Below are 1,640 nucleotides of genomic sequence, written 5' to 3'. Positions count from 1 at the left end.
CGGCTGACTTTTATTGGTTCAGGCAGTCTGGGCTGGCCGAAAAAGTATATAAAAGGGTAGAAAAAGTGATATGCACTGGAAATGTGAATTCAAGTTATGGTTCCAGTAGAACAAATTATTGATTAAAGGAAAGTTTCAGTATAGTCCATTATATTATTGATCCGTGAATTAGTCTGTAAAGTCGTTAGCTAACAGAAGTGACCTAACTCTAGCAGTAGCCATAACAATCAGTTATAAACTTTACAGGCTTTCTCACGGATCAATAGGACAAACCTCTTTTCTTCCGTTTTTATTCACAAACATACCGACGTTTACAGGGTGACAATCTTTATCAGGATACGACAAAACTATATGCACCTACTGCCGTTCATAGTACATTAATTTGATCAGCGCAAACTTAATACCTACTGACCACTACGAATGACCATGAATTATGTCCGGCGTGGTGCCGGTAAACCGCTGTTACTGCTCCATGGCCTGGGGAGTTCCCTAAAGGTTTGGGATCTCATTGTAGGTGAGTTAGCCATTCACCGAGAAGTGATTGCTATAGATTTGCCCGGTTTCGGGCAGTCACCTGCCCTGGTCGGGGAGGTATCCATTCCTATCCTAGCCGATGCGGTAACCGATTTTTTAACCCAGCACCAGCTCCTGGGCATTGATGCCGTCGGCAATTCGATGGGGGGTCGGCTGGTACTTGAATTAGCCCGGCGGGGTAATGTGATCGGGGCGGTCGTATCCCTGGATCCGGGTGGGTTCTGGCAAGGCTGGCAGGTGGCCTATTTCTACCAATCGGTTCGGCTATCGGCTCAATTATCCAGCCTCATCCAACCGATTTTACCACCCCTGGTGAGCAATCCGGTGAGCCGAACGCTGTTATTCGCTCAATTTTCGGCCCATCCCTGGACGATCCCGGCTCCAGTTGCCCTTAATGAATTTCGGGAGTTTTTGCCCACTCCCAGCTTCACCAAACTCCTGGATAGTCTGGCTCATGGTCCCCCGCAGCAGGGATCGCCGATTGGCTCTATCCCCAACCTGGTCATTGGCTGGGGTCATCAGGACCGGATTTGTCCGCCCAACCAGGCGAAACGGGCCTTGGCGTTGTTTCCTGACGCGCAGCTTCATTGGTTTTCGAATTGTGGCCACGTGCCGCAACTGGATGTACCGGCTGAAACAGTGGCGCTGATTCTGGCCGTTACGGAGGGTCGCTACGAGCCTCAAACACCAGTCCCCACCTCGGCAAAGGAGTCTGAAGTTACAGGAAAAGTCTTTATTGCTGTGTGTGCTGCGGTGCTATTGGTTGGCCTATTTCTCACTTTTGGCAGGAAAAGATAAAGTCACATCTAATCACGAAGGCATCTCTGATATCTGCTAGGATTAGAGGCTATTTCTTTAGACTAGTGCGGTGAAACCAGCTAAAGTCATAGTCTAAATGTACCATTTTTGACCCTTCAAGTCTGGAGAACAAATTATTGGCTACTTCTCGAATAAATACAATTTATAGTTTTAACGATTTCGTTCACGAAAAGGCTGCCTTTTCTGAACGACTACTATGAAAAGTACAAAACCTTGAAAAAGCAGGTGTCGGCCTATTTTACAGCCCAAACAGCGGAAAAAGATAATTCCGAAACCTTATAGATTAG

Annotated in this window: 1 protein-coding gene; it reads left to right on the top strand. The window is 47.1% G+C overall.

All coding sequences use genetic code 11. The features are described 5' to 3' along the window. Positions 1–420: 420 nt before the first annotated feature. Entirely contained in the window at positions 421–1,332 is a 912-nt protein-coding gene (locus B157_RS0113160) for an alpha/beta fold hydrolase (RefSeq protein ID WP_020603785.1), read from the top strand. The last annotated feature ends 308 nt before the right edge of the window (positions 1,333–1,640 follow it).

Source organism: Spirosoma spitsbergense DSM 19989, from assembly GCF_000374085.1.
GTDB lineage: Bacteria > Bacteroidota > Bacteroidia > Cytophagales > Spirosomataceae > Spirosoma > Spirosoma spitsbergense.
The sequence above is the reverse complement of the archived record's forward strand: the minus strand, read 5'-3'. Positions and strand labels throughout refer to the sequence as shown.

Excerpts from the sequence above, each read along its gene's own strand:
- B157_RS0113160 (WP_020603785.1), top strand. The coding sequence starts at position 421 with ATGACCATGAATTATGTCCGGCGTGGTGCCGGTAAACCGCTGTTACTG.